The sequence below is a fragment of the Pontiella sulfatireligans genome (assembly GCF_900890705.1).
In the GTDB taxonomy this organism is placed as follows: Bacteria; Verrucomicrobiota; Kiritimatiellia; order Kiritimatiellales; family Pontiellaceae; genus Pontiella; species Pontiella sulfatireligans.
In genome coordinates, this window is sequence record NZ_CAAHFH010000001.1 from 1,786,130 (window position 1) to 1,807,030 (window position 20,901).

Annotated in this window: 15 protein-coding genes; 4 read left to right on the plus strand and 11 right to left on the minus strand. The window is 56.2% G+C overall.

Going from position 1 to position 20,901, the window contains the following annotated elements:
- Nucleotides 1-13: 13 nt before the first annotated feature.
- Nucleotides 14-1,501 carry an alpha-L-fucosidase gene (locus tag SCARR_RS06085; RefSeq protein ID WP_136060614.1) on the minus strand — a complete coding sequence of 496 codons (1,488 nt, stop codon included), beginning with the start codon at nucleotides 1,499-1,501 and terminating at the stop codon, nucleotides 14-16.
- A gap of 113 nt (nucleotides 1,502-1,614) precedes the next feature.
- Here SCARR_RS06085 and SCARR_RS06090 point away from each other — a divergent pair, with 113 nt between their 5' ends.
- Both SCARR_RS06090 and SCARR_RS28050 read left to right on the plus strand, forming a co-directional pair.
- Nucleotides 1,615-2,460, plus strand: coding sequence for a helix-turn-helix domain-containing protein (locus SCARR_RS06090; RefSeq protein WP_168433045.1), 846 nt, complete (start codon nucleotides 1,615-1,617; stop codon nucleotides 2,458-2,460).
- 50 nt (nucleotides 2,461-2,510) lie between these two features.
- Nucleotides 2,511-2,792, plus strand: coding sequence for a helix-turn-helix domain-containing protein (locus SCARR_RS28050; RefSeq protein WP_168433046.1), 282 nt, complete (start codon nucleotides 2,511-2,513; stop codon nucleotides 2,790-2,792).
- On the opposite strand, the gene SCARR_RS06100 is transcribed toward SCARR_RS28050, so the two are convergent.
- Nucleotides 2,780-3,223, minus strand: a complete 444-nt coding sequence (locus tag SCARR_RS06100; protein ID WP_136060617.1) for a hypothetical protein — start codon at nucleotides 3,221-3,223, stop codon at nucleotides 2,780-2,782. The genes SCARR_RS28050 and SCARR_RS06100 overlap by 13 nt on opposite strands.
- A 152-nt stretch (nucleotides 3,224-3,375) precedes the next feature.
- Here SCARR_RS06100 and SCARR_RS06105 point away from each other — a divergent pair, with 152 nt between their 5' ends.
- Nucleotides 3,376-4,044, plus strand: a complete 669-nt coding sequence (locus SCARR_RS06105) for a YceH family protein (RefSeq protein ID WP_136060618.1) — start codon at nucleotides 3,376-3,378, stop codon at nucleotides 4,042-4,044.
- On the opposite strand, the gene alr is transcribed toward SCARR_RS06105, so the two are convergent.
- The 7 genes from alr to SCARR_RS06140 all read right to left on the minus strand — a co-directional run bounded on the left by alr (nucleotide 4,041) and on the right by SCARR_RS06140 (nucleotide 16,551).
- Nucleotides 4,041-5,150 (minus strand): alanine racemase, encoded by a 1,110-nt coding sequence (gene alr / locus SCARR_RS06110; RefSeq protein ID WP_136060619.1) that lies wholly within the window; start codon nucleotides 5,148-5,150, stop codon nucleotides 4,041-4,043. The two genes, SCARR_RS06105 and alr, sit on opposite strands and share 4 nt — an antisense overlap.
- A gap of 74 nt (nucleotides 5,151-5,224) precedes the next feature.
- Nucleotides 5,225-5,845, minus strand: coding sequence for a 3-isopropylmalate dehydratase small subunit (gene leuD, locus SCARR_RS06115; protein WP_136060620.1), 621 nt, complete (start codon nucleotides 5,843-5,845; stop codon nucleotides 5,225-5,227).
- Complete coding sequence (gene leuC / locus SCARR_RS06120) at nucleotides 5,845-7,245, minus strand: 3-isopropylmalate dehydratase large subunit (RefSeq protein WP_168433047.1); 1,401 nt, start codon at nucleotides 7,243-7,245, stop codon at nucleotides 5,845-5,847. Before leuC ends, leuD begins: the two co-directional genes overlap by 1 nt.
- A gap of 384 nt (nucleotides 7,246-7,629) precedes the next feature.
- On the minus strand, nucleotides 7,630-10,791 hold the full coding sequence (locus SCARR_RS06125; RefSeq protein ID WP_136060621.1) for a glycoside hydrolase family 2 TIM barrel-domain containing protein: 3,162 nt from the start codon (nucleotides 10,789-10,791) through the stop codon (nucleotides 7,630-7,632).
- Nucleotides 10,757-12,271, minus strand: a complete 1,515-nt coding sequence (locus SCARR_RS06130; RefSeq protein WP_136060622.1) for an alpha-L-fucosidase — start codon at nucleotides 12,269-12,271, stop codon at nucleotides 10,757-10,759. The genes SCARR_RS06125 and SCARR_RS06130 overlap by 35 nt, the downstream gene beginning before the upstream one ends.
- Nucleotides 12,272-12,318: 47 nt before the next feature.
- Nucleotides 12,319-14,124: an arylsulfatase gene (locus SCARR_RS06135; RefSeq protein WP_222846196.1), complete on the minus strand. Its 1,806-nt coding sequence runs from the start codon at nucleotides 14,122-14,124 to the stop codon at nucleotides 12,319-12,321.
- 12 nt (nucleotides 14,125-14,136) lie between these two features.
- Nucleotides 14,137-16,551, minus strand: coding sequence for a DUF4982 domain-containing protein (locus SCARR_RS06140; protein ID WP_168433048.1), 2,415 nt, complete (start codon nucleotides 16,549-16,551; stop codon nucleotides 14,137-14,139).
- A gap of 192 nt (nucleotides 16,552-16,743) precedes the next feature.
- On the opposite strand from SCARR_RS06140, the gene SCARR_RS06145 reads away from it, so the two are divergent.
- Nucleotides 16,744-18,171: a sulfatase family protein gene (locus SCARR_RS06145; RefSeq protein ID WP_168433049.1), complete on the plus strand. Its 1,428-nt coding sequence runs from the start codon at nucleotides 16,744-16,746 to the stop codon at nucleotides 18,169-18,171.
- A gap of 158 nt (nucleotides 18,172-18,329) precedes the next feature.
- Here the strand turns inward: SCARR_RS06145 and SCARR_RS06150 are convergent, their stop codons facing one another.
- A complete protein-coding gene (locus SCARR_RS06150) occupies nucleotides 18,330-19,844 on the minus strand; it encodes a sulfatase (protein ID WP_222846197.1) in 1,515 nt (504 codons plus the stop codon).
- Nucleotides 19,845-19,853: 9 nt separating this feature from the next.
- Complete coding sequence (locus SCARR_RS06155) at nucleotides 19,854-20,879, minus strand: glycoside hydrolase family 5 protein (RefSeq protein ID WP_136060625.1); 1,026 nt, start codon at nucleotides 20,877-20,879, stop codon at nucleotides 19,854-19,856.
- Between the last annotated feature and the right edge of the window lie 22 nt (nucleotides 20,880-20,901).

Consider the following 20,901-nt stretch of genomic DNA (forward strand, 5'->3'; position numbering starts at 1 on the left):
TTATTCCCCTTCTCTATCGGTTTATTTTGAAAACAAATGCGTGTTCGCAGGGCTTCTTTCTTGGCAGTTTGATCTCCAACGCCGTTTCAGTCTGCTCCCACTTCAACTTGCCTTTATAGCCGACCAGCTCAACGCCTTTCACATCCCCGTTGTAGCAGGAGAGACTCAACGATTGAATCGGCAGAACGCCCGACCCCGGCCATCCCAATGCAATGGCATAAAGCTGCCCGTTGCAGGTTGTGAAGCGGATATCCTCATCCCCAAAGCCATCAAAGTCCTTATCGGCCATATGGCCCACCTTGGTTTCTGTAGGGCCTTCGCCGTAAACCAGCCACGGGCGGCTTCCATAGATGGCGTCGCCATTGAGCTTCAGCCATTTTCCAATGCCCCGCAACCGCTCCTGTTGCTCTTCAGGAATGGAGCCGTCGGGATGCGGCGCAATGTTTAAAAGCAGGCAGCCATTCTTGCTGACAATATCCACCAGATCATCGACGAGCCGGTCGGTGGTGTAGCATTCGAGGTCGGATGCCCACGACCACGATGCACACGAGACCGAAGTGTCGGTCAGCCACGGATCGGGATAGATATCCGGCATGCGAGCCCGTTCCAGGTCGATGGTGCCGACGCCCAGCGGCAGATCCGGCCTCTTAAAGGTTAGAACGGCTTCCTTGTTTTTGGAAGCGGCGTGGTTGTAATAATGCGCCACCATCTGCTGCCGGACATTCTCGGATAGAATCTCCACGCGGTTGTCGAACCAAAGCAAATCGGGGGAATATCCATCGACCACTTCCTTTACCTTTTCCAGCCACACCTGCTCAAATTCGGCGCTCGGCATCGGGTTGCAAGCCTTTGGTCTGTTCGCCGCCTTTATCCCTCGGGAAGTGGCCGGCAGCTTGGGGCCATAGAGGGATGCATTGGCCGGATCCGCGCAATCGGTTCCTTCCTGCCAAGTCGGGAACCAACCCCACAGCCACGAGTGGTGCATGCTGACCATGAATTTCAACCCGCGCTTGCGAACCGCCGCTTCCAGCTCGGCAACAATATCGCGCTTCGGCCCCATGTCGGCCGCGTTCCACGAATTCACGTTCGAGTCCCACATCGAAAAGCCGTCGGCGTGCTCGCCGACGGGTCCGGCAAACTGCACCCCGGCTTCCACGAACAAGTCCGCCCATTCGTCGGCATTAAACTTTGCCGCCGTGAACATCGGCACAAAATCTTTATAGCCAAACTGATCCAACGCGCCGTAGTTTTTTTGGTGGAACACATTGTTGGGATGGCCTTCACGGTACATGTTGCGGCCATACCAGTCGGTGTTTCCGGGCGCCTTCGCCACGGAATAAACGCCCCAGTGGGCATAGATTCCAAACTTGGCATCTTGGAACCATTCCGGGCAACGATACTGCTTCAGTGATTCCCAATCGGCCGTAAACGGCCCTTTTTCTTTTTCCAATGCATGGACGCTGCAGGCCGTGGCAAACAGTAGAGCTAAGATGGACCTCATTTCATCTCCTAATTCATATTCTTTCATCTGACGGCATAGTGAGCCCTGGATAAGACGGTGATTCAGCTTCACGAAACGGGGAAGATATGTCTATATCCGGTTCTGGAAAACTTATGTCTAATTCTGTCAAAATCATTCCGAGGCCAGGAGCCTACGAGCATCCCTTCTCCGGGCTGGGGCTGGAATTTGATCCGCTGGGCGTACAGGCTGACCGCACAGGGCTGGTGCTGCACGAAACCGGTTACGACCGGGCCAACAGCCACTGGAACTTTCCGAGCGTGCTTAGCCCGTTCTGGCGGGTCTACTATAATGCTGAGCGCTCGCACTGCATTGTTTTCGGAGATGCCTTTTATGAGCTGGGCCCCGACCATATTGTGCTGATCCCCGACCACCAGCTGTTCCACTGCCTGGGGCAGCGCCCCACACCGGCGTTCTGGGTCCACTTCAGCTTCGACCAGAAACCCGCCTCCGACCAGCCCATCCCCATTCTGTTGAAGCCGGGGAAAGCCGAACTTGGCCTGATAAACTCCATCCGCCCGTTGATGCAAGAAAACTCAGTCCCCGCCGAACGGATTCGCCGCCTTAGCCTGGCTCTGCTAAACGTCCTCGTTTCCCGCCCCGAGATCCGCTGGCGACCGGCGCTGCCGGTTCAGCTGACCATGCTCATCCGCCACATCGATGAAAACGCCGGCCGGAAAATCCCAAACGAAGAACTGGCGAAGCTGGCAGGCATCAGTGTTGAAGGCATTTACCGGATGTTCCGCAACCATCTCGGCGCCAGCCCAACAAACTACATCAGCCAGATCCGCATCCGCAAAGCCAGCCATCTACTGAAACAAAACGAATACGGCATCGACGAAATCGCCGAACTTACGGGCTTCCCCAACCGCGCCTATTTCAGCCGCGTATTCAAGCAAATCACCGGCATGTCGCCCGGCTCCTACCGCACATCCCTGTAACCCACGCCCAACCATCCACTGCGAACCGGGCATTCAAAACATTTTACTTTTTGTCCAAACATGAACCCGATGGGCGAATAAACAAATACCACATTCCAAACCGCGAAAAAGCGTGCGAGTTGCTCGAGCTGGTTTCCAACACGCAGGGCGGATGCCCACTGAAGGAGATTGCGACGCAGCTCTCGATCCCGCACACCACCGCGTTGCTCATCACGGAAACCCTGCTGGATGCAAACTACCTCGCCCAAAACGAGGAAGGTGGATTCCCGCTGGGCACTTCGTTGGTGCAACTCGGCGTCAAGGCGCTCGACAGGGCAACCTACAGGTCCTGAAAAATATTGGTAAAGCGGCCTTCCAGTTTCTGGCCGTCCACCTTTACGGCATCGAGCAGCAGCTTTTCCTCGCCGCGCAGGGCGACGGTGCTGCAATAGGCCACGCCAAGCCCGTTCCGGCTCTCAGCATGCACCAGCAGCATGTCGGCCTTATCGGCGGAGTCCATGTGCCGCATGGTGCCCTCGGAGATGTGGATGAACGCGTAGCCGTTGCGTTCGGCCAGCATCTTCTTCAACTCCCGCACAATCTCATCCTTTTCCATGCCGGCAATGGGAACCACCTCCAGCAGCCCCTCGTCGCCAAAGATGAAGAAAATCTCAACGTGCGTTCCGTCCTCCAAAAACTGCCGACGCGCTTCGGTGTTCAGCATTCCGATCCACTGTTCCAACGATCCCTCTTTGTCCTGTCGGTTCCATTCCGGTGCCTGCATGCCTGCTCCTTGTTTAATGCGTAATAAAACAGAGTCTCCGAGATTAGCAAATTCCGCTGATCAGTAAAGTGCGTCCATTAAACAACGGCTTCCGCTTCACTTTTTTTACATGATCCGCTATGTTATGAGCCTGTTAAACGTGGAGAATTGCAATGGATATTGAACTGAACCCTGTCGAACTGCGCGTGCTAGGCTGCCTCATCGAAAAGGAGATGGCCACACCGGACCACTACCCGCTCACGCTCAACTCCTTGGTAAGCGCCTGCAACCAAAAGTCGAACCGCTTCCCCGTAATGGAGTTGGAACAAAGCACCGTTGAGCATACGCTCTACGAACTGCGCATGGAGCACAAGCTCGCCATCGAGGTGACCTCCACCGGAAGCCGGGTTGCCAAATACAAACACAATATGGCCGACCAATGGAGTTTCTCCCTCTCCCAAATAGCCATTCTCTGCGAACTGTTTGTGCGCGGCCCGCAAACCCCGGGCGACCTGCGCGCCCACTGCTCGCGCCTGCATTCGCTGGCCGACTCCAAAGAGGTGGAAGATCTCCTTCATGAATTGATAACTGAAGAAGACGGACCCTTTGTGGTTCAGCTGCCCCGCGAACCCGGCAAGCGCGAGCGTCGCTGGGCGCACCTCTTCGGCGGTGCGCCGGAAGAGCAGGAAATGCTGCCGGAAGAGCATACGTCAACCGAACTGCCCACGGGACAGACCCGAGGCGAGCGCATCGAAATATTGGAACTGGAAGTGGCTGACCTGCGCCAAGACCTCGACGCCCTCAAAAATGCGTTCGATACGTTCAAAAGCTCATTTGGCTAATCCACCAAAACGTGGCGGATAATGTTGTGGCCGAGGTGGCAGGTGATTTCGTAGGGAATGGTTCCCGCCAAGCGCGCAAGGTTTTCAACGCTGTTGGGCGCGCTTGAATCGGATGAAATAATTTCCACATCGTCGCCAACCTGCACATCCGGGATATCGGTGACGTCCACCGTCATCTGATCCATCGAAACGCGGCCACATACTGGCGCGTCTTGCCCGTTGACCCGAACGATGGCCTTGCCGGAAAGGCAGCGGAAATAGCCGTCGCCGTAGCCAATGGGCACAATGCCGACCCGGCTGTCGCGGTCAAATGTGTGCGACAGCCCATAGCCGCAGTGACTCCCCTCCCGGACATGCTTCACCGCAATCAGCTTGGCCTTGACCGACATGCACGGCTTCAAGCCAATGTCGTTGCTCAAAAACTCGGAAGGATGGCACCCGTAGACCGCCAGCCCGGGACGCACCATGTTAAAATGCGTTTCCGGAAAATCGATGATGGCCGCCGAATTGGCGGCGTGGCAGACCAGATTGCCGTCCGGCGGCAGGATCGACTTGAACAGCGTTAACTGCTCAAAAACTTCTGACCGGTCCTGTTCGTCGGCAGTTGCAAAGTGAGTATAGATTCCCGTCAACCTAACATCCGGGCATGCCCGGATTGCTTCGATCAGATCCGGCGCCTGTTTGGCAGGGATGCCCATGCGCCCCATGCCGGTGTCCACCTTTAAATGCACCGGCGCAGTCTTCCCCACCCGCCGGGCCGCCTCCTGAATTGAAGCGAGCGCCGACTTGGACATTACGGTCTGCGTGATCTCCTGCCAAACCAGCTCGTCCTGCACCTCGAAATCGTCGAAGTAGGCCGAAAGGAAGCAGAGCACAAAGCCGTGATAGCCCTTCTGGCGAAGCTCCAGCGCCTCGACGGGCGATGCCACCGCAAAGCCGTCCACCAGTTCGGCCAGCAACGGATACAGCACGTTCATGCCGTGGCCGTAGCAGTCGTCCTTGACCACCAGGCACAGCTCGACGCCGTCGCCGACGTGCTTGCGCAAGACGCCGACATTATGCCGGATGGCGGAGGCAGAAATGGATGCTGTCAGATAATTTTTCATTCGCTCAAACACAAAAAAAGCTTCCAGACTCTGGAAGCTTTCCTTTGTAGCCGTTCTTCCTCGGAAAGGAAAGGCTAAGCCGTCGGCAACTGTGTTTTATGCTCTGTCTCGAAGGTCGTAATTTCGCCTTCGAACATGAGCGACTCGGCAATATCGTCCAAGCCCCGCAGCAGTTTGTCTTTCACGGCCGGATCGACTTCAAAAGCAAACTCCACATCCTTGAAGGATATCGTTTGCTCCTCGAGGTTGACCGTTGCCTCAAGCGCCTCGTCGGCCTCGCTCATTTCAAAGATCCGGTCAACGTCTGTGCTGCTCAGTTGAACCGTCAGGATGCCGTTCTTCGCGCAGTTGTTGCGGAAGATGTCGGCAAAGCCGGGGATGTCGCCTTCGAGCGGCGCAATCACAACCCTGAAGCCTTGCTGGGCAACCGCCCACACGGCGTGCTCACGGCTGGAGCCGCAGCCAAAGTTGTTGCGGCCAACCAGAATGGAAGCGCCCTGCGTCTTCGGCTGGTTCAGAATGAAGTCGGCATTGTCCGATCCATCGTCGTTGTAGCGCCAGTCGGAAAACAGCGCCGAGCCAAAGCCCGTGCGTTTGATCGACTTCAAGTGCTCTTTCGGGATCAATGCGTCCGTGTCGATGTTCGCGCGGTCAACCGCACAAACCACGCCTTTAAATGTTTCGAATTTATCCATTAGTCCAGCTCCCTTACATCAACAAAATGTCCGGCAATCGCGGCGGCGGCGGCCATGGCCGGGCTGACGAGATGCGTGCGGCCTCCACGGCCTTGGCGTCCTTCAAAGTTTCGGTTGGAGGTCGAAGCGCAACGCTCCTTGTCCTTCAGCTTGTCCGGGTTCATCGCCAGGCACATGCTGCATCCGGCATAGCGCCACTCGGCGCCGGCGTCGTGGAACACGCGGTCGAGGCGCTCGGCCTCAGCTTGGTAGCGGACCTTTTCAGAGCCCGGAACCACCAGCACGCGCAATCCGTCGGCCACCTGCTTGCCTTCCATAATCTTGGCGGCGGCGCGGAGGTCTTCGATCCGGCCGTTGGTGCAGCTGCCGATGAAGACGGTATCAATCTTGATATCGGTCATCTTCATGCCCGGCTCAAGGCCCATGTAGTCGAGCGCGGCGCGCACGTCTTCGGGGCTGTATTCCGCCACAGCATCGAGTTGCGGCACGGTACCGTTGATGCCGGTCACCATTCCGGGGCTGGTGCCCCAGGTCACCTGCGGCTCAAGCTTTTCAACGTCGATCACGAGCACCTTGTCGAACACGGCGTCGTCGTCGGTATAGAGCGTTTTCCAATATTCAATCGATTCGGCCAGTTGCTCGCCTTTCGGCGCAAACGGGCGGTCTTCGGCCGTAACATAGTCGATGGTGACCTGGTCCGGAGCAATCAGTCCGGCGCGCGCGCCGGCTTCGATCGCCATGTTGCAGATCGTCAGACGGCCTTCCATCGAGATGTCCGCGAGGGCTTCGCCGCAGAATTCAAACGCGCATCCCGTGCCGCCCGCCGTTCCGATTTGGCCGCAAAGTTCAAGCACGAGGTCCTTGGCGGTTACGCCGGCCGGAATCTTGCCCTTGTATTCCACTTTGTACTGCTTCGGTTTTGTCGAACGAAGCGTCTGCGTGGCGAGCACGTGTTCCACTTCCGAGGTGCCGATCCCGAAGGAGATGGCACCAAAGGCGCCGTGGGTCGCGGTATGCGAGTCGCCGCATACAATCGTGGTACCCGGCAGCGTGATGCCCTGTTCCGGGCCGATAATGTGTACAACGCCCTGCTTCTCCGACTTCATGCCGTAGAATGTAATGTCGTAGTCCGCGCAGTTTTTCTCCAGCGCATCGACCTGCGCCTTGGCAATCGGATCGGTGATCTCGGTGCGGCTGTCGGTCGGTACGTTGTGGTCGGTCGTCGCGAAGGTCAGTTCCGGATGCCGAACCGGGCGGTTCTGCAGACGAAGGCCTTCGAACGCCTGCGGGCTCGTTACTTCATGAACGAGATGACGGTCGATGTAGAGCAGGACCTCGCCGCCAGGAAGTTCCTTGACGACATGCTTGTCCCAGATTTTTTCAAACAGTGTTTTTCCCATAATTTTCACCTAATTTAACGAACGCGGAATTATATGGACGCCCTTCCCCCGTGCAAGTCCTATCCTTTAAGGATTTAAATGGCATATCTATTCTCCTTTTAGAAACTGGATCCGACGACAATCTGAGCCAACAGGCGAAAGAGGGCTCACAAAATGACGTGGCATTTTTAAAACACCTAAGCAAAACCGTCGGGCGCGCCATTTAAAGCGTCGTTTATAGCCGTTTTTTGAATATCAGAAAGAGCGGGATGAAATAAATCCTCGGCCCTCTTTCCCTCCCAAGAAATCCTGTTGATCCGGTCATCCTTTCGCCCGAGAACTTGTCGAGAGAAGCTGGCGCGCAGCGACGACAACGGAACAAGCCGACCAAAAGGAAGACAGGCTTTACAATAAAGTATTCAGGTCGCTTCGTTCCCTGATCGGCACCACGCGATATTCCAAATGATAGCTCTTGTCTTTCAGCAGGTATTCCTCGTGCGGGATCGCACCCCAGCTGTTGTCGCCGCCGACGCCCATCTGGGCCAGGTCCACATTGATATAGTTTCGGCCGTCGCGTTTCAGCTGCCAGGGGAACTGCGCCTTTTGCATGACGGCCTTGGAATAGGCCTGTGCGTTCACGCTCAGCGCCTCGCCGACAAAGGCCAGTCCGGTGGATTTTTTGTCCAGCACCGCGAACCACTTTACATCCACCTTGTTTCCGTTTTCCTGCGGACGGTGATAATCAACCCGATTGTCCACAACCGTGGATTGATAGCGGCCAACCGGTTCGAACCGGCGGTCGGCATAGGTCGGCCACGGCCCGCGCCCGAACCATTTGATCTCGCCGAACGATTCGTCCAATTGCCACTCGGTTCCAAACCGCGGCAAGGCCGGGAGTTCCTTTTGGGATTCGAAATCGCATGCAACGACCATCTCGCCGTTTCCATAGACGGTGTATTGCATGGCATACTGCGCGCCCACCGAAAGCGATCCCTTCACCGCAATCACCACGCGCTTCGGGTCGGACCGGTCGATATCCACTGTATCCACCTTCCAGGAGGCCGCGACATCTTTCCAGACATGGGAAGCGTACAGCTTTTTGTGCTCCCCCCATCCGCCGAGACCGCAGCCGCTGTCGTTATCGGTAAGTGCTCGCCAGAAGTCGGGTTGCGGCCCGGCTTTGAGGAGCTCTTTCCCGGCCAGTTTATAGGAGGTCAGTTTTCCGTTTGTTTTGTTAAAAACGAGCGCAACACCCGCCGCCTGGATTTGAAGCGCATCGCCGTTCAACTGCGCTTCCAGCTTGGGCATCGCCGCGGGATCCTTCCGGGGAGCTTCCGCCGAGTTGGGCAGTTCAAACTGATCCCATCCGAGCACCGTGCCTTCCTCAACGAAGGGGATGGCATCCGCTTTTGCCCGGAACTCGAACAGAATATGATAAACCGCGCCCGGCTCAGGACGGATGGCGGGGAGCTCCAGCGCAACGGTCTTTTCTTCGCGGGGTCCCAGATCAAGCGGGCCCAGCTCGCCGTTGGCCACGACTTCTCCATTGCAGGTAATTTTCCAAGACCCGCTTTGCTTGTCATCCGCGCGGGAAAAATCGTACCAGTTCTTGATGGCGAATTCGCCCTTGCTCAAATCCACGGGGGCGACATGGATATACCGCTGGACATATTTCAGCGCCTGAAGCCCGGGCGTGGCCGCGCCGCTCGAAAGCACCAGGCCATCCATGTTTGCGGCATTGCCGACGGGGACTGACGGCGAGCCGAAATAGGGGCCGTAGGCCGCAAACTCATCCTGGCCATACGCCGCGCGGTCTTTTTCCGGAACGGGCTGCATAATGCCCTGGTCGCGCCAGTCCCAGACAAAGGCGCCCTGCGCCCGATTGTCTGCATAGAACACATCCCAGTATTCCTTCAGTCCGCCGCAGGAGTTCCCCTGAGCATGGCAATATTCAATCAGGATAATCGGAACGTGTTGTTCAGACTTGCTCGCCAGGCGCGATTGCAGCTCCGGCATTTCCATATACATCCGCGAAGCAAAGTCGGCCTTGCCGTCGCGGATTCGGTACTGCCCCGGCTCGCTGTTGATCGGGCGCGACGGATCGCGCGCGTGGATCCAGTCATACACCGCCATGGTATGCGGGCCATAGAAAAACTCGTTGCCGACCGACCAGATCACAATGCTCGGGTGGTTGATGTCGCGCTCGACCATGCAGCGAACGCGGTCGAGCTGCGGCTCCAGCCACAGGGGATCCTCCGCGATGGGACGAAAATGCTCCCGGTCTTTAAGCATGCCATGATTTTCGAGATTGGCTTCGTCCATGACGTAGAATCCATATTGATCGCACAGATCATAGAAGAGCGGGGTGTTTGGATAATGCGCGGTACGGATGGCGTTGATGTTGTGGTTTTTCATGAGCGCCATATCGCTCAGCTGCAGTTCCCGGCTTATCACCTGCCCCGTCCGCGGATCATGCTCGGGGCGGTTCACGCCCTTGATCAGCACATCGCGGCCATTCACCAAAAAGCGGCCATTCTTGATCTCGACCCGACGGAAGCCGACGTTTTGCGGAATGACCTCGCGCACCGTTCCGGTGTCATCCAGCCGGCTGATCAACAGGCGATAGAGATAGGGTTGTTCGGCCGACCACGGTTTGATGCCGGGGATTTCGCAGGAAAACACATTGGACGATCCATCCGAACGGGCCACCACCTGATCGTCCGCATCCAGCAGCTCAAAAGCCACCTTCCCCTTGGGGCCGGAAAGGGTTGCATCAACCTCGAGCAACCCGGTTTTAAAATCATCGGACAACGAGGCCTTCACCTCATAGGTTTTTATGCGCGTCGCATCGGCGGCCCACAAATAGACGCCCCGGAAAATACCCGAGAGCCGCCACGTATCCTGATCTTCGAACAGGGAGGCATCCGACCAGCGGAAAACCTGCGCGGCGATCAGGTTGCCCCCCGCTTTCAGATGGCTTGAAACATTGAATTCCGCCGGGGTTTTGCTGCCCTGGCTGTAGCCAACGTATTCCCCGTTGACCCAAAGATAGAACGCCGAGCCCACGCCGCCAAAGTGGAGGGAAACCTCTTTCCCGTCCCAATCCTTCGGAAGATCAAAGCGATGCCGATAGCTGCCGATTTCATTTCCTTCGACCGGCGCCTTCAGTTCGGAAAAATCAAAACCGAACCCGGTGTTGATGTTATACGCAATGCCATGGCCGTGCAGCTGCCAGTTCGATGGAACAGGCAGCGTGCCCCAACAGGAGTCGTCGAATTCCATCCCCTGGAAATCCAGCGGCCGCTCATTCGGATTCGGTGCCCAGGCAAACTTCCAGTCGCCATTCAAGCTGTACACCCGATCCGACGGCCCGCCGCGCAGCGCCGCCGCGCGATCGGGATACGGTGTGAAGGTGGCACGAGGGGCTTCGGCCCCGACTTGAATAATGGCCGGATTATTCCATTCCATCCCCGACGGCGGAACTGCGGCACAGGCCGCTCCGGTCAACAAGGCCATCAACACGCATATTTTTTCATAAGGAACAGTCATTTTTAAACTGAATTTCAATGATTTCCCCGAGCGGGTCGCGGGTGGCCACGGGAAGGGTCAGGCGCAACTCGCCGTTGTCACTCTTGAATGCAACTTTTGCATCCGGCTTGGCCAGCACACGAACCGCCACCGGCTCCTGCGCCACGGCGAGGCGAACCTCCTCCTGCACGGCAAGCTTTTCACCGGTCAGATGGACGTAGAGGGTCTTTTCCGAACAGGTCAGCGGAGCGGGGCTGATCTTTTCCCATTGCTTCACCGGCGTTATTCCGAAAAACGCCGCCTTGCGCGGCTGGATCCACGCGCTGAGAACCGCGGCTTCGGCCTTCACATCCGGCCGATACTCGCCATCCCCGCTGGGGCCAATATTCAGCAAATAGTTACCGCCCAGCGCGCGCAGCGTGCTGAGGTGGTCGAGAATCCGATGCATGTTGGCCCAATCCGGCTGATCCGATTGCGCCTTTTCATAGCCCCAGTTCCACCCCTTCCAGATATCGCAGAATTCAAACCAGATCGGCTCGTAGACCCCGGCATTCTGATGTGGATCGGTAATATGTTTCCAGTTTGATTCGAAGGTATAGAAATCCCCTGCCGACCGCGCAATTTTTTTCACCTCAGCGCCGGCATTCACGGCATAGTCGGGATTCGTGATTTCCCCCCAACGCGGGTTGAGCAGAATCTGGGGCTGGATGGAATAGATCCAGTTGCGGATCTTATTTCCATATTCATTGTTCGGGATGCCTTTCCCCTGCCAGGTGGCCCCGTCGAACCAAAGCACATCGATCGGCCCGTATTGCGTCAACAGCTCGCTCAGCTGGCCCACTGTAAAGTCGATCCACTTCAAATATTCTTCTTTGTTCTGCGATTCCGGATAGGGAAATTCCGCCGGGATATCGCGGTCGAATTTCTGCATCGGAACCAAAAATCCGCTCTGATGGTTGTTATAGCCCCAGTCGCGCGGCGAATAATAAAACCCGACCTTCAGGCCATGCCGACGGGCCGCATCGACATATTCCCGCAGCAGGTCGCGGCCGTTTGCGCCGCTTTTGGTGTTATAATCCCCGTAGGCGCTCGGCCACAGGCAATAGCCGTCGTGATGTTTGGTGGTCAGCACGACATACGTCATTCCCAGCGACTTCGCGAGCTTCATCCACTCGTCCGGATTGTACCGCTGCGGATTAAACTTTTTCGCCAGCGCATAGTATTCATCCAGCCCGATATCGCGCGGCGTTTTTTGTTTAAACCGGTTGTGCAGCACGCCCCAGGACGGGCGGTTTTCATTGACGCTATACATGCCCCAATGCATGAACAAACCAAACCCGGCTTCCGGAAACCACTGCGCCCCCGGATCGGTCGTGGGATGATACGGACTCGTCGCCTCTTCAGACGAAGCCGCCGCAAACTTTGCCCGTGCCTCATCAAGCGTCAACTTCGCCTCTACGCTCTGGCATCCGGCCATCACAGCGGCCAAGACCAACCCTAAAACCATATGTTTCATCATCTCACGTCTCCTGTCATTTTAGGCCGCAGGTCTGCACAACCCAAAGATCAGCCCTTGCGGACATACACATAATAGGCGGTACTCAGCGGCTTTCCACCGGAGTCCAACAGCGTTGCCGTCATTGTTACCTTCCCCGCTGACAACGGAATGTTAACGATTGCGCACTCGTCCGTTTTCAACACCTTCCTCGTGGCCACCACCTTGTCGTTGACCTTGACCTCCACCGAAGCCACCGGAAGCGCCTTGCACTGGTTGCCATATAGAGGTCCTTTCACGGGCCCCTTTTCTGTCCAGGCATCCACCGGCGCATCAAATACCGGCGTACCGCACATGGGCGTATGCGCCTCGCGCGGCCAGCGGCGCACCTCGAACCGGTAGGTTCCGGCCTGGTTTGCCGTCAGATGCCATTCGCCTGTTTTCTTTTTACCCTGCGCGACCGTGCCATGATTCCACAAAGGATCGCGCCAATCGTCTGACGTCAAAAACGTTTCAGGATCCTGTGGCGCACCGATTACGGTATAGGCATATTCACGATCATTCGGACTCACCGTTTCCCAATATTTTTCAAAGCCCTGCTTGAGCTGCGCGGCCATCTCCGGGCGTTGATCGATCACGTTGTTTTGCTGCCCTGGATCGCTGTCAACATTGTAGAGTTCCTTGTCGTTCACCAAGCGCCACGGACCCTGCATCGCAGTGGCTCGCTTCCATTTTTCAGGCTCGAGCGTTCGCTGCTTCTCCACACAAACCACGCGCGATGGAAGCAGCTTATCCGGTGCAAAAAGCTGGTCCTTAAAACTGCGCCCATCAAAATCAACCTTCCGAGACGGGGTGAGTCCGCATAGGTCGATCAAGGTTGGGAGCACATCGATATGGGCATTGAGGTCGGGCACATCGCGGCCATGCGCCAGTCCGCCGTTCGGCCAGCGGAAAAAGAACGGCACCCGGTGTCCGCCATCATATTCGCTGCCCTTTCCTGCGCGCATGCCGGCATTGAATACCGTACGGCCTGCCGTTGCGCCATTGTCCGTCATGAAGATCACGATCGTGTCGTTCGCCACACCCATTTGCTCCAACGTATCCAGCAGACGCCCCATGCCCAGATCAATGTGTTCGATCATGGCATAATGAAAAGCCACGGCCTTGCCATACCCCGCATCCAGATATTTTTTTGTTCGCTCAGGATCCGGAATCGAATGCGGCCCGTGCGGCGCATAGGTCGGGACATACAGGAAAAACGGCTGGGGGCTTTTTGCTTGTTGCTTCACATACTCCACCGCGGTGTCGTAGAAAACGGAGGGGTTGTAGCCCGGAATAAACTCGCGCTCGCCATTGCGCCAGTAATGATCGTTCACGCGGTCGTTGGTAAAATAGTCGTCCGTGGTTCCCGGCCCGCCATTTCCCGACCCTTGCCATTCGTCAAAGCCGCGGTCCATCGGACGATAGGGAAAGTTGGCGCCCAGGTGCCACTTACCGAAGATCGCGGTCTTGTAGCCCGACGACTTGAACACATCGGCCATCGTCAGTTCCGTTTCGCGCAGACTGTTTCCGCCGGCAATGGTGTGCCACACCCGAACGTGATGCGAATATTTTCCCGTCATCAGCGCGCTGCGCGTCGGCGCACAGGTCGGATCCACATGAAAGCTGTTGAACCGCACCGAGCTGTCGTGGAGCCGGTCCATGTTCGGCGTTTTAATCACCGGGTTGCCGTGCGCCGAAAGATCCCCGAAGCCCTGGTCATCCGTAAGCAGAATCACGACGTTGGGTTGCTTCGCCGGTTTTTTCGCCCATGCCGCTGGCAACGCCAACATGCCGCTGCCGAGCCCCAATGATGCCATAAAGTTTTTTCGATTCATAATCTCCTGCTCCTAATCCGCCGATGGCGCTGAAAGAATAATCATGCTGCCGGACTTCAAGCCATCCGCCGTTGCCGTGATTTCAATGCGTCCGGCCTCATCCGTCGACTTTACCAACAATTGGCAAAGCCCGTTGAAAGCCGGCATGTGTTCTCCGACAAAAGAGTGCTCCAGATACGGATCGCCATTATCGACGCCCAACATGGTTCCAACACCTTTCACCTTAAATTCAACAAGATTCATCGCCGTTGGGCAAATGTTGCCTTGCCCGTCTTGAATCTCAGCACGGATATGCACGACATCCGATCCGCTGGCCGTCATCGCGGTTTTGTCGGCGGTCAGAACCACGCAGGCGGGCCTGCCCGCGGTTACCCGCACGGTCGCTGCCTCCGGTTTGCCTGCGCGATAGGCCCGCGCCTCCAGCTTGCCGGGCGCATAGGGAACCTTCCATTCGATGCGGAGCACATCCGGATCCATCGTCTGCCGCCCTAGCGACTTGCCATTCAGGAACAGCTCCACTTCGTCGCAGTTGGAATAGGCCCAGACCGGAATAACCGTGCCCTTTTTGAACGTGTGCGTCCAATGCGGCAGCAAATGCACCATGGGTTCCGTCGTCCAAAGGCTCTGCAGCAAATAGTAGGGATCCTTCTTGAAGCCGCACAGATCGAGCACGCCAAAGTCGTTGTTGGTGCGGTTGCCCGATTCGCCGATATAGTCGATCCCCGTCCAGCGGAATTCCCCGATCATGAAAGGCAGGTCCCGCGTCAGCTTCCACGAACCCCGGACGCTGATCCGCGTATAGTCGTTGTCGTAGGAACTCGCATACTTCTTGTTTTCCGGCCACAGCTCCTTTTTCGCCAGGTTGGGCACCCACTCGCCCTTGTCCTTGGTGCTGCCCGAAAGCTCCGCGTCCTTCTTTGCCTTTTTCACGCGGGTCGTCGTCTTGTACATGCCCCGCGTGGCAAAGGTATGCGGCACCTCCGAGCCATAGATCAAACGATCCGGATAGGCGGCCTTGTCGTTGGCATATTCCCAAACGCTCCCGCCGCCGTCGTTGTAGCCCACCACGTCCAGCTCCTGCGAAACGCCAGCCTTGTTGGCCGCAAAAATAAAGTTGTTGCCGCACGTCGCCGGGCGCGTGGGATCGAGCCGATGGACTTCCTCCACCATCGCCCGAACCAGCGGCGGGCCGTTTTCGGCATCGCCCTTCTCCTTGATTTCGTTGCCGATGCTCCACATCACAACGGACGGGCTGTTACGGTCGCGCAGGATCATGTTCTTCAGGTCTTCGCGCCACCATTCGTCGAAATAGAGGTGATAGTCCTGTTCGCGCTTCTGCATGCGCAACCCATCAAACGCCTCTTCGAGCACGATCATTCCCATTTCATCGCACAGTTCGATCAGCTCGCGCGCCGCAATATTGTGCGAGGTGCGGATGGCGTTGCACCCCGCCTCCTTGAGCAGCCGCAGGCGGCGCTTCCATATGGGGCGGTAAAACGCCGACCCAACCGATCCGGCGTCGTGATGCAGGCAGACACCCTTTAGCTTGATCGATTTCCCGTTTAGAAAAAGGCCCTCTTTTGGATCCATGCGGAAGTCGCGCACGCCAAAGATTTCCATGTGCTCATCCACCACCTTTCCTGCAACCTTCAAACGCGTTTCCAACGTGTAGAGGTGCGGCGTTTCCGGCGACCAGCGCACCGGGTTCTTCAACAGCACAGAAGCCGTTCCATCCGCAGCGGCAATCTCCGTGGCAACAACAGTTCCATCCTGGGCCGCCACGCTGAACTCCAAAGCCATGCCCGGCACGCCATGCTGCACCTCGACTGCAACATCCAGCCTGCAGCCGTTCGCCCCCTCGGGCTTGGTTTCGATCCGAACCCCGTGATAGGCCACGTGGGTTTTGTTCGCCACGGTCAGCGTCGCCTTGCGGTAAATACCCGAACCGGTGTACCAGCGCGAATTGGGTTGGTTCGAATTATCGGCGCGTACGGCAACGACGTTTTTGCCCGCCTTCAAAAAACCTGAAATCTCGTGCCACACCGGGACATAGCCGTAGGGCCGCTTTCCCAATGAATGGCCGTTGATCCAAATCTCGCCGTTTTCATAGATTCCGTCAAAATCGATGGTTACCGCCTTGGAAAGCCAGGCTTCCGGAACCTTGAACTCCTTTCGGTAGCAGCCGATGCCCGTCTGGAAATAAGCGCCATCCTTCAGGCTGCTGTCATCGAAATCGCGGGGGAGTCCAATACTGAAGTCGTGAGGCAAGCGCACGGAAGTCCACTTGGAATCGTTAAAACCGGAGGCCTCAAACCCCGCGGCATCGCCCAGATGAAACCGCCATCCCGCATTAAACTCCAGAACCTCCCGCGTCGCACCGCTCGCGCATGCCGCTCCCAGCACAACAGCCACGCACATTATTCTCATAAATTTCATCCGTACCACTCCGCTCCTACACTCCAACAACACTTTTGCCTCACAAAAACAACACCATATATCTCACATATATCAACACCAACGCAATACCGGTTCGTCGCCAAATATGCCCATGATATCACCTTGCCATATTTTGTCTTTTTGATATATCTCTGTTCTACCAATAACCATAAGGCAACCCACATGAAAATACTACAGCTCATAGCGACGGCATGCGTATGCCTCGGAGGAACAACCTCATACTCAGTCGCCAGACCAGCGCATCAAAAGCCCAATATTGTTTTTATCGAAGTCGACGACCTCAACTACAAATATTCCGGTCTTGCAGAAAAAAAACTGCTGGAAACGCCCAACATCGACCGTATTGCACAGTCGGGCACCTATTTTAAAAACGCCATGTGCCAAGGCATGATGTGCGGGCCGTCGCGCAACTCCCTGATTTCCGGACTGTATCCCCACAGCATGGGCTTCTACCGCAACGGCCAAATGGGTTCTTTTCCAAAGGGAACCTGGATGTTCCCTCAAGCCTTGCAGAAAGCCGGCTATTTCACATCCTATATCGGCAAGAGCCATATCAAGGGCTATGCCGGCACAAAGGGGGGGCTCGGCCCCGATTTGGGGTTTGATCATTCGCAGCACACCGCCGGCCGCGCCGTGCTGCTTGGAAAAGCCAAGAAAGGCGGCGCGATTGACGACTGGTATTTCAATTTCCTGCAGGAAGAAGGCCTGTTCGAAACCTTAGTCGCCGATAGTGAGAACAAACGAAACTCCACCTTGGCGGAAGACGCCTATCTGGACGGGTTCTTCACCAAAGCCACGCTGGATTTCCTTGATGGCTACAAGGCGAAAAAACCATTCTTCCTGTGGATCAACTATTCCCTGCCCCACGGGCCGCATGACGTCGCCGATAAATACCACACCTTTTCAGCCGACGACATGCCGGGCGTCCAGAAAGCAAATTTCACGCCCCCCGAAAAACTGGTTAAGGACACAAAACGCGTTAAGACAGACATGAAGGAAACCCAGGCGGACTACTGCGCGGCCACCACCTTCATGGACCGGCAGGTCGGCCGCGTTCTGGAAAACCTCAAGAAAAACAACATGCTCGAAAATACCGTGGTGGTTTTCTTCTCCGACCACGGCATCATGATGGGCGACCACGAACGCATCCACAAAGGCACCCTCTTCCGCCAGATCACCACCCCCTCGCTGCTGGTTTCGTGGCCCAAGGGATTTAAACAAAACACGGTCGTAAAAACTCCGGTCGAATTGATGGATGTAATTCCCACCGCGCTGGAGCTGGCCGACGGATCGCAATTCGACGAACGTAAAATCAATCTTGGCGAAAGCCTGCTTCCCCTGCTGACCGGCAAGGGAACCTACGAACGCAAGCTGGCGTTCGGCGAGGTGGAAAGCTACGTGGCCGTTTCCGACGGCCGCTACCGCCTGATCCGCGGCGAAGGCCACAACCTGCTGTTCGACGACCTCAACGATCCCGACAACCTGACCGAGATCTCGGAGCAACATCCTGAAAAAACCGCTGAGCTGGCCAAGGCTGTAGATGAATGGTTAAGCAAAACCGGCCCCGTCATTCCGCCCAAAGGCTTCTAGCTTTAAATCATGCAGAGTTATGGCCACGAAGAGGCATAAGAACCAAGCTGTCCGGATCTTTGTGCTAAATTGGTCGCTAACCGCTTCCAATTATGTGCCTTTTCGAGGCTGCCTTTCGTTTATAGGGAGTCTCAGCATTTAACTTCCGAGGTAATAATCTATTGCTTAAAGAATCCTTCCAGCTTTTTTGAGAGCTCGGCAACGATGCTTTTATATTCCGGATTTTTGGCGAGGTTGACGGTTTCAAGCGGATCGTTCTGATAGTCGTACAACTCGATGGAATCGATTTTGGACGGATCAAACTTTCCGGTACGACTGACCGCTTCGTCCACCCACGCGACCATGCGGTAGCGTTCGGTGCGCAGGGCGTAGCCCATCAGTTTGACGTGCTCGCGCGGGTATTGGCTCATCGCAAAATCCTTCACCTTGGCCTTGGGGTTTTTAAGGATCGGCACGAGGCTGCTTCCCTCCAGGGTTTCAGGGACTGGAAGTCCGGCCAGCTCGCAGAGGGTGGGATAGATATCGACGAACTCGGTCATCGACTTGGACTTTTCAGCCGTTGGAAATCCGGGAGCAGAGATGATCAGTGGCGCATGGGTGGCCTGCTCAAAGTTGGAATGCTTGCACCAGAGCCCGTGGTCGCCGAGATGCCAACCGTGGTCGCCCCACAGCACCACGACGGTATTTTTATCGAGCCCGGTAGCTTTGAGCTTATCGAGCACCCGCCCGATCTGCGCATCGACATATGAAATGCAGGCATAGTAGGCGTGGATAAGTTCGCGTTGCTGATCGTCCGTCACGTCGCCCTTTTTCGGCGTACCGGAATAGTTCCGCAACTCGCCCCAGGAGTGGTAGGCATAGTCCGGCGAACCCTTCGCCTGCTCCCGGAACGGAGCGAGATCGATTTTTTCGCGATCGTACAAATCCCAGTATTTTTTTGGGGCAACAAAGGGCAGGTGCGGCTTATGGATGCCCAGCGTCAGAAAAAACGGCTGCTTGGTTTTCGAAAACCCATCCAGCAGTTCGATGCCATAATTGGCGATGGCGCCATCGGCGTAGGCGTCGTCCGGCACATCGAGGCATTCAGTGGCGGGGCGCGCGTCCTGCGCTTTCAGCCAATCCTTGCGCGGCTTGTAGCCCTTGATTCCCATGGTTTCCAGTTGTTTAAACGCCTGATGGATCGATTTGGCCTGATACTGCAAATCAGCTGGAACGGCATAGTCCTTATGGTAGGAAAGGTCGGCATCATGGCGAAAGGGAATCGACCAGGAGGGAGGATCTTCGTCCTTCGAACCGTGCATCACCTTGCCGCAACCGGCGGAGGCATACCCGTTTTCCTTGAAATATTGCTGCATGGTGACCGCCTCCGGGCAGACCTCGCGCAGGTTGGTTTTTAGATCCCACACCTTAGTGCTGTCCGGGCGCAGTCCGGTGAACGTGCTCATGCGCGACGGGGCGCATAGCGCCTGCTGGCAATAGTTGTTGAGCATCACCATGCCACCCTCCGCGAGGCGATCGATGTTCGGCGTTTTGATCTGCGTCGATCCATAACAGCCCAGTTCGGGTTTCAGATCATCCACGGAAAGGAAAAGAATATTGGGTTGGGTGGCAGCGTTTACAATCGCTGTTGCGGTTACAGCAACAGCCATCAGCATTAATCGTTTTCTATTCATGTCTATACCTTATTCTTCCGTAATGGTTCGTGAGTTAGAGCGTTTCTGGCTTTCATCAATCTTATTATCCGGAAGCAGCGCATCCAGCAGCTCCTTCCGCCAAAAATTATTTTCCGAATCATATATTCCGAAAACACTGTAGAGTTCCCAATAGTTCCAGGATATGCCGTTGGCTTCCGCCTGCTCGCGGATAAATGTGGTCCACTGCCGGCGCGACTCCATGTCCGCTTTACTGTACGCACCGAACTCTCCGATATTCACAGGAATGGAATGCGTCTTCGACCAAGACACGGCCGCCTTCATCTCCTCTTCCACCATCCGGCGCTCTTCGGCACTGCCCGTCCACCGAATGCCTAGTGGACGCGGGGCATCCACCCAACGGGCCCCCTGATGCGTGAATTCGTGCGGCTCATAGTAATGAACCGAAACAATCAGGTTGTTTGCATCTGGAACTTCCAGATTCCCGAGTTCATCAATACGGTTCCAGCCGATCGGCGCAATCAGAACCGCCCGCTCCGGATTGGTTTTCCGGATCAGTTGAACCGCTTTATTCTGGAGACCATTCCAGCGCGCCGCGTTCAGTTTTCCGACCGGCTCGTTCAACGGCTCAAAATACAGAGCCAGCGGATAGTCTCGATAGTGCTCGGCCAACTGTTTCCAAATGGAAAGAAAGCGCTCTTCGTGCTTCTCAGGATCATCCATGAGTTCACGGTAATGATGCATATTCACTATAACCGTCAGATCACGCGACAACGCCTCCTTGATCGCCCGGTCTACCCGATCCTGAAACTCCGGATCGATCCGGTAAGGCGGCTTGGTTCCAGCATGATCCGACCACCGCACCGGAATGCGCACCGAGTCAAACCCCGCTGATTTGATCAGATCAAAATGCTCAAGCTTGAGGCGACGGAAACCCTCTTTTTCTTTGGGGCTTTCAAAGGTGTTTCCAAAATTGATCCCCCGCCCGATTCTGCTGTTCCAATAGAACGCATCACGCGCGCAATCCGCCGACGTTGCCGACTGTAAAAACCCCATAAGAAGGACTCCTGTTAAAATA

Coding starts and splice junctions, on each gene's coding strand:
- SCARR_RS06085 (WP_136060614.1), bottom strand. CDS start 1,501: ATGAGGTCCATCTTAGCTCTACTGTTTGCCACGGCCTGCAGCGTCCAT.
- SCARR_RS06090 (WP_168433045.1), top strand. CDS start 1,615: ATGTCTAATTCTGTCAAAATCATTCCGAGGCCAGGAGCCTACGAGCAT.
- SCARR_RS06100 (WP_136060617.1), bottom strand. CDS start 3,223: ATGCAGGCACCGGAATGGAACCGACAGGACAAAGAGGGATCGTTGGAA.
- SCARR_RS06105 (WP_136060618.1), top strand. CDS start 3,376: ATGGATATTGAACTGAACCCTGTCGAACTGCGCGTGCTAGGCTGCCTC.
- alr (WP_136060619.1), bottom strand. CDS start 5,150: ATGAAAAATTATCTGACAGCATCCATTTCTGCCTCCGCCATCCGGCAT.
- leuD (WP_136060620.1), bottom strand. CDS start 5,845: ATGGATAAATTCGAAACATTTAAAGGCGTGGTTTGTGCGGTTGACCGC.
- leuC (WP_168433047.1), bottom strand. CDS start 7,245: ATGGGAAAAACACTGTTTGAAAAAATCTGGGACAAGCATGTCGTCAAG.
- SCARR_RS06130 (WP_136060622.1), bottom strand. CDS start 12,271: ATGATGAAACATATGGTTTTAGGGTTGGTCTTGGCCGCTGTGATGGCC.
- SCARR_RS06135 (WP_222846196.1), bottom strand. CDS start 14,124: ATGAATCGAAAAAACTTTATGGCATCATTGGGGCTCGGCAGCGGCATG.
- SCARR_RS06140 (WP_168433048.1), bottom strand. CDS start 16,551: ATGAGAATAATGTGCGTGGCTGTTGTGCTGGGAGCGGCATGCGCGAGC.
- SCARR_RS06145 (WP_168433049.1), top strand. CDS start 16,744: ATGAAAATACTACAGCTCATAGCGACGGCATGCGTATGCCTCGGAGGA.
- SCARR_RS06150 (WP_222846197.1), bottom strand. CDS start 19,844: ATGAATAGAAAACGATTAATGCTGATGGCTGTTGCTGTAACCGCAACA.
- SCARR_RS06155 (WP_136060625.1), bottom strand. CDS start 20,879: ATGGGGTTTTTACAGTCGGCAACGTCGGCGGATTGCGCGCGTGATGCG.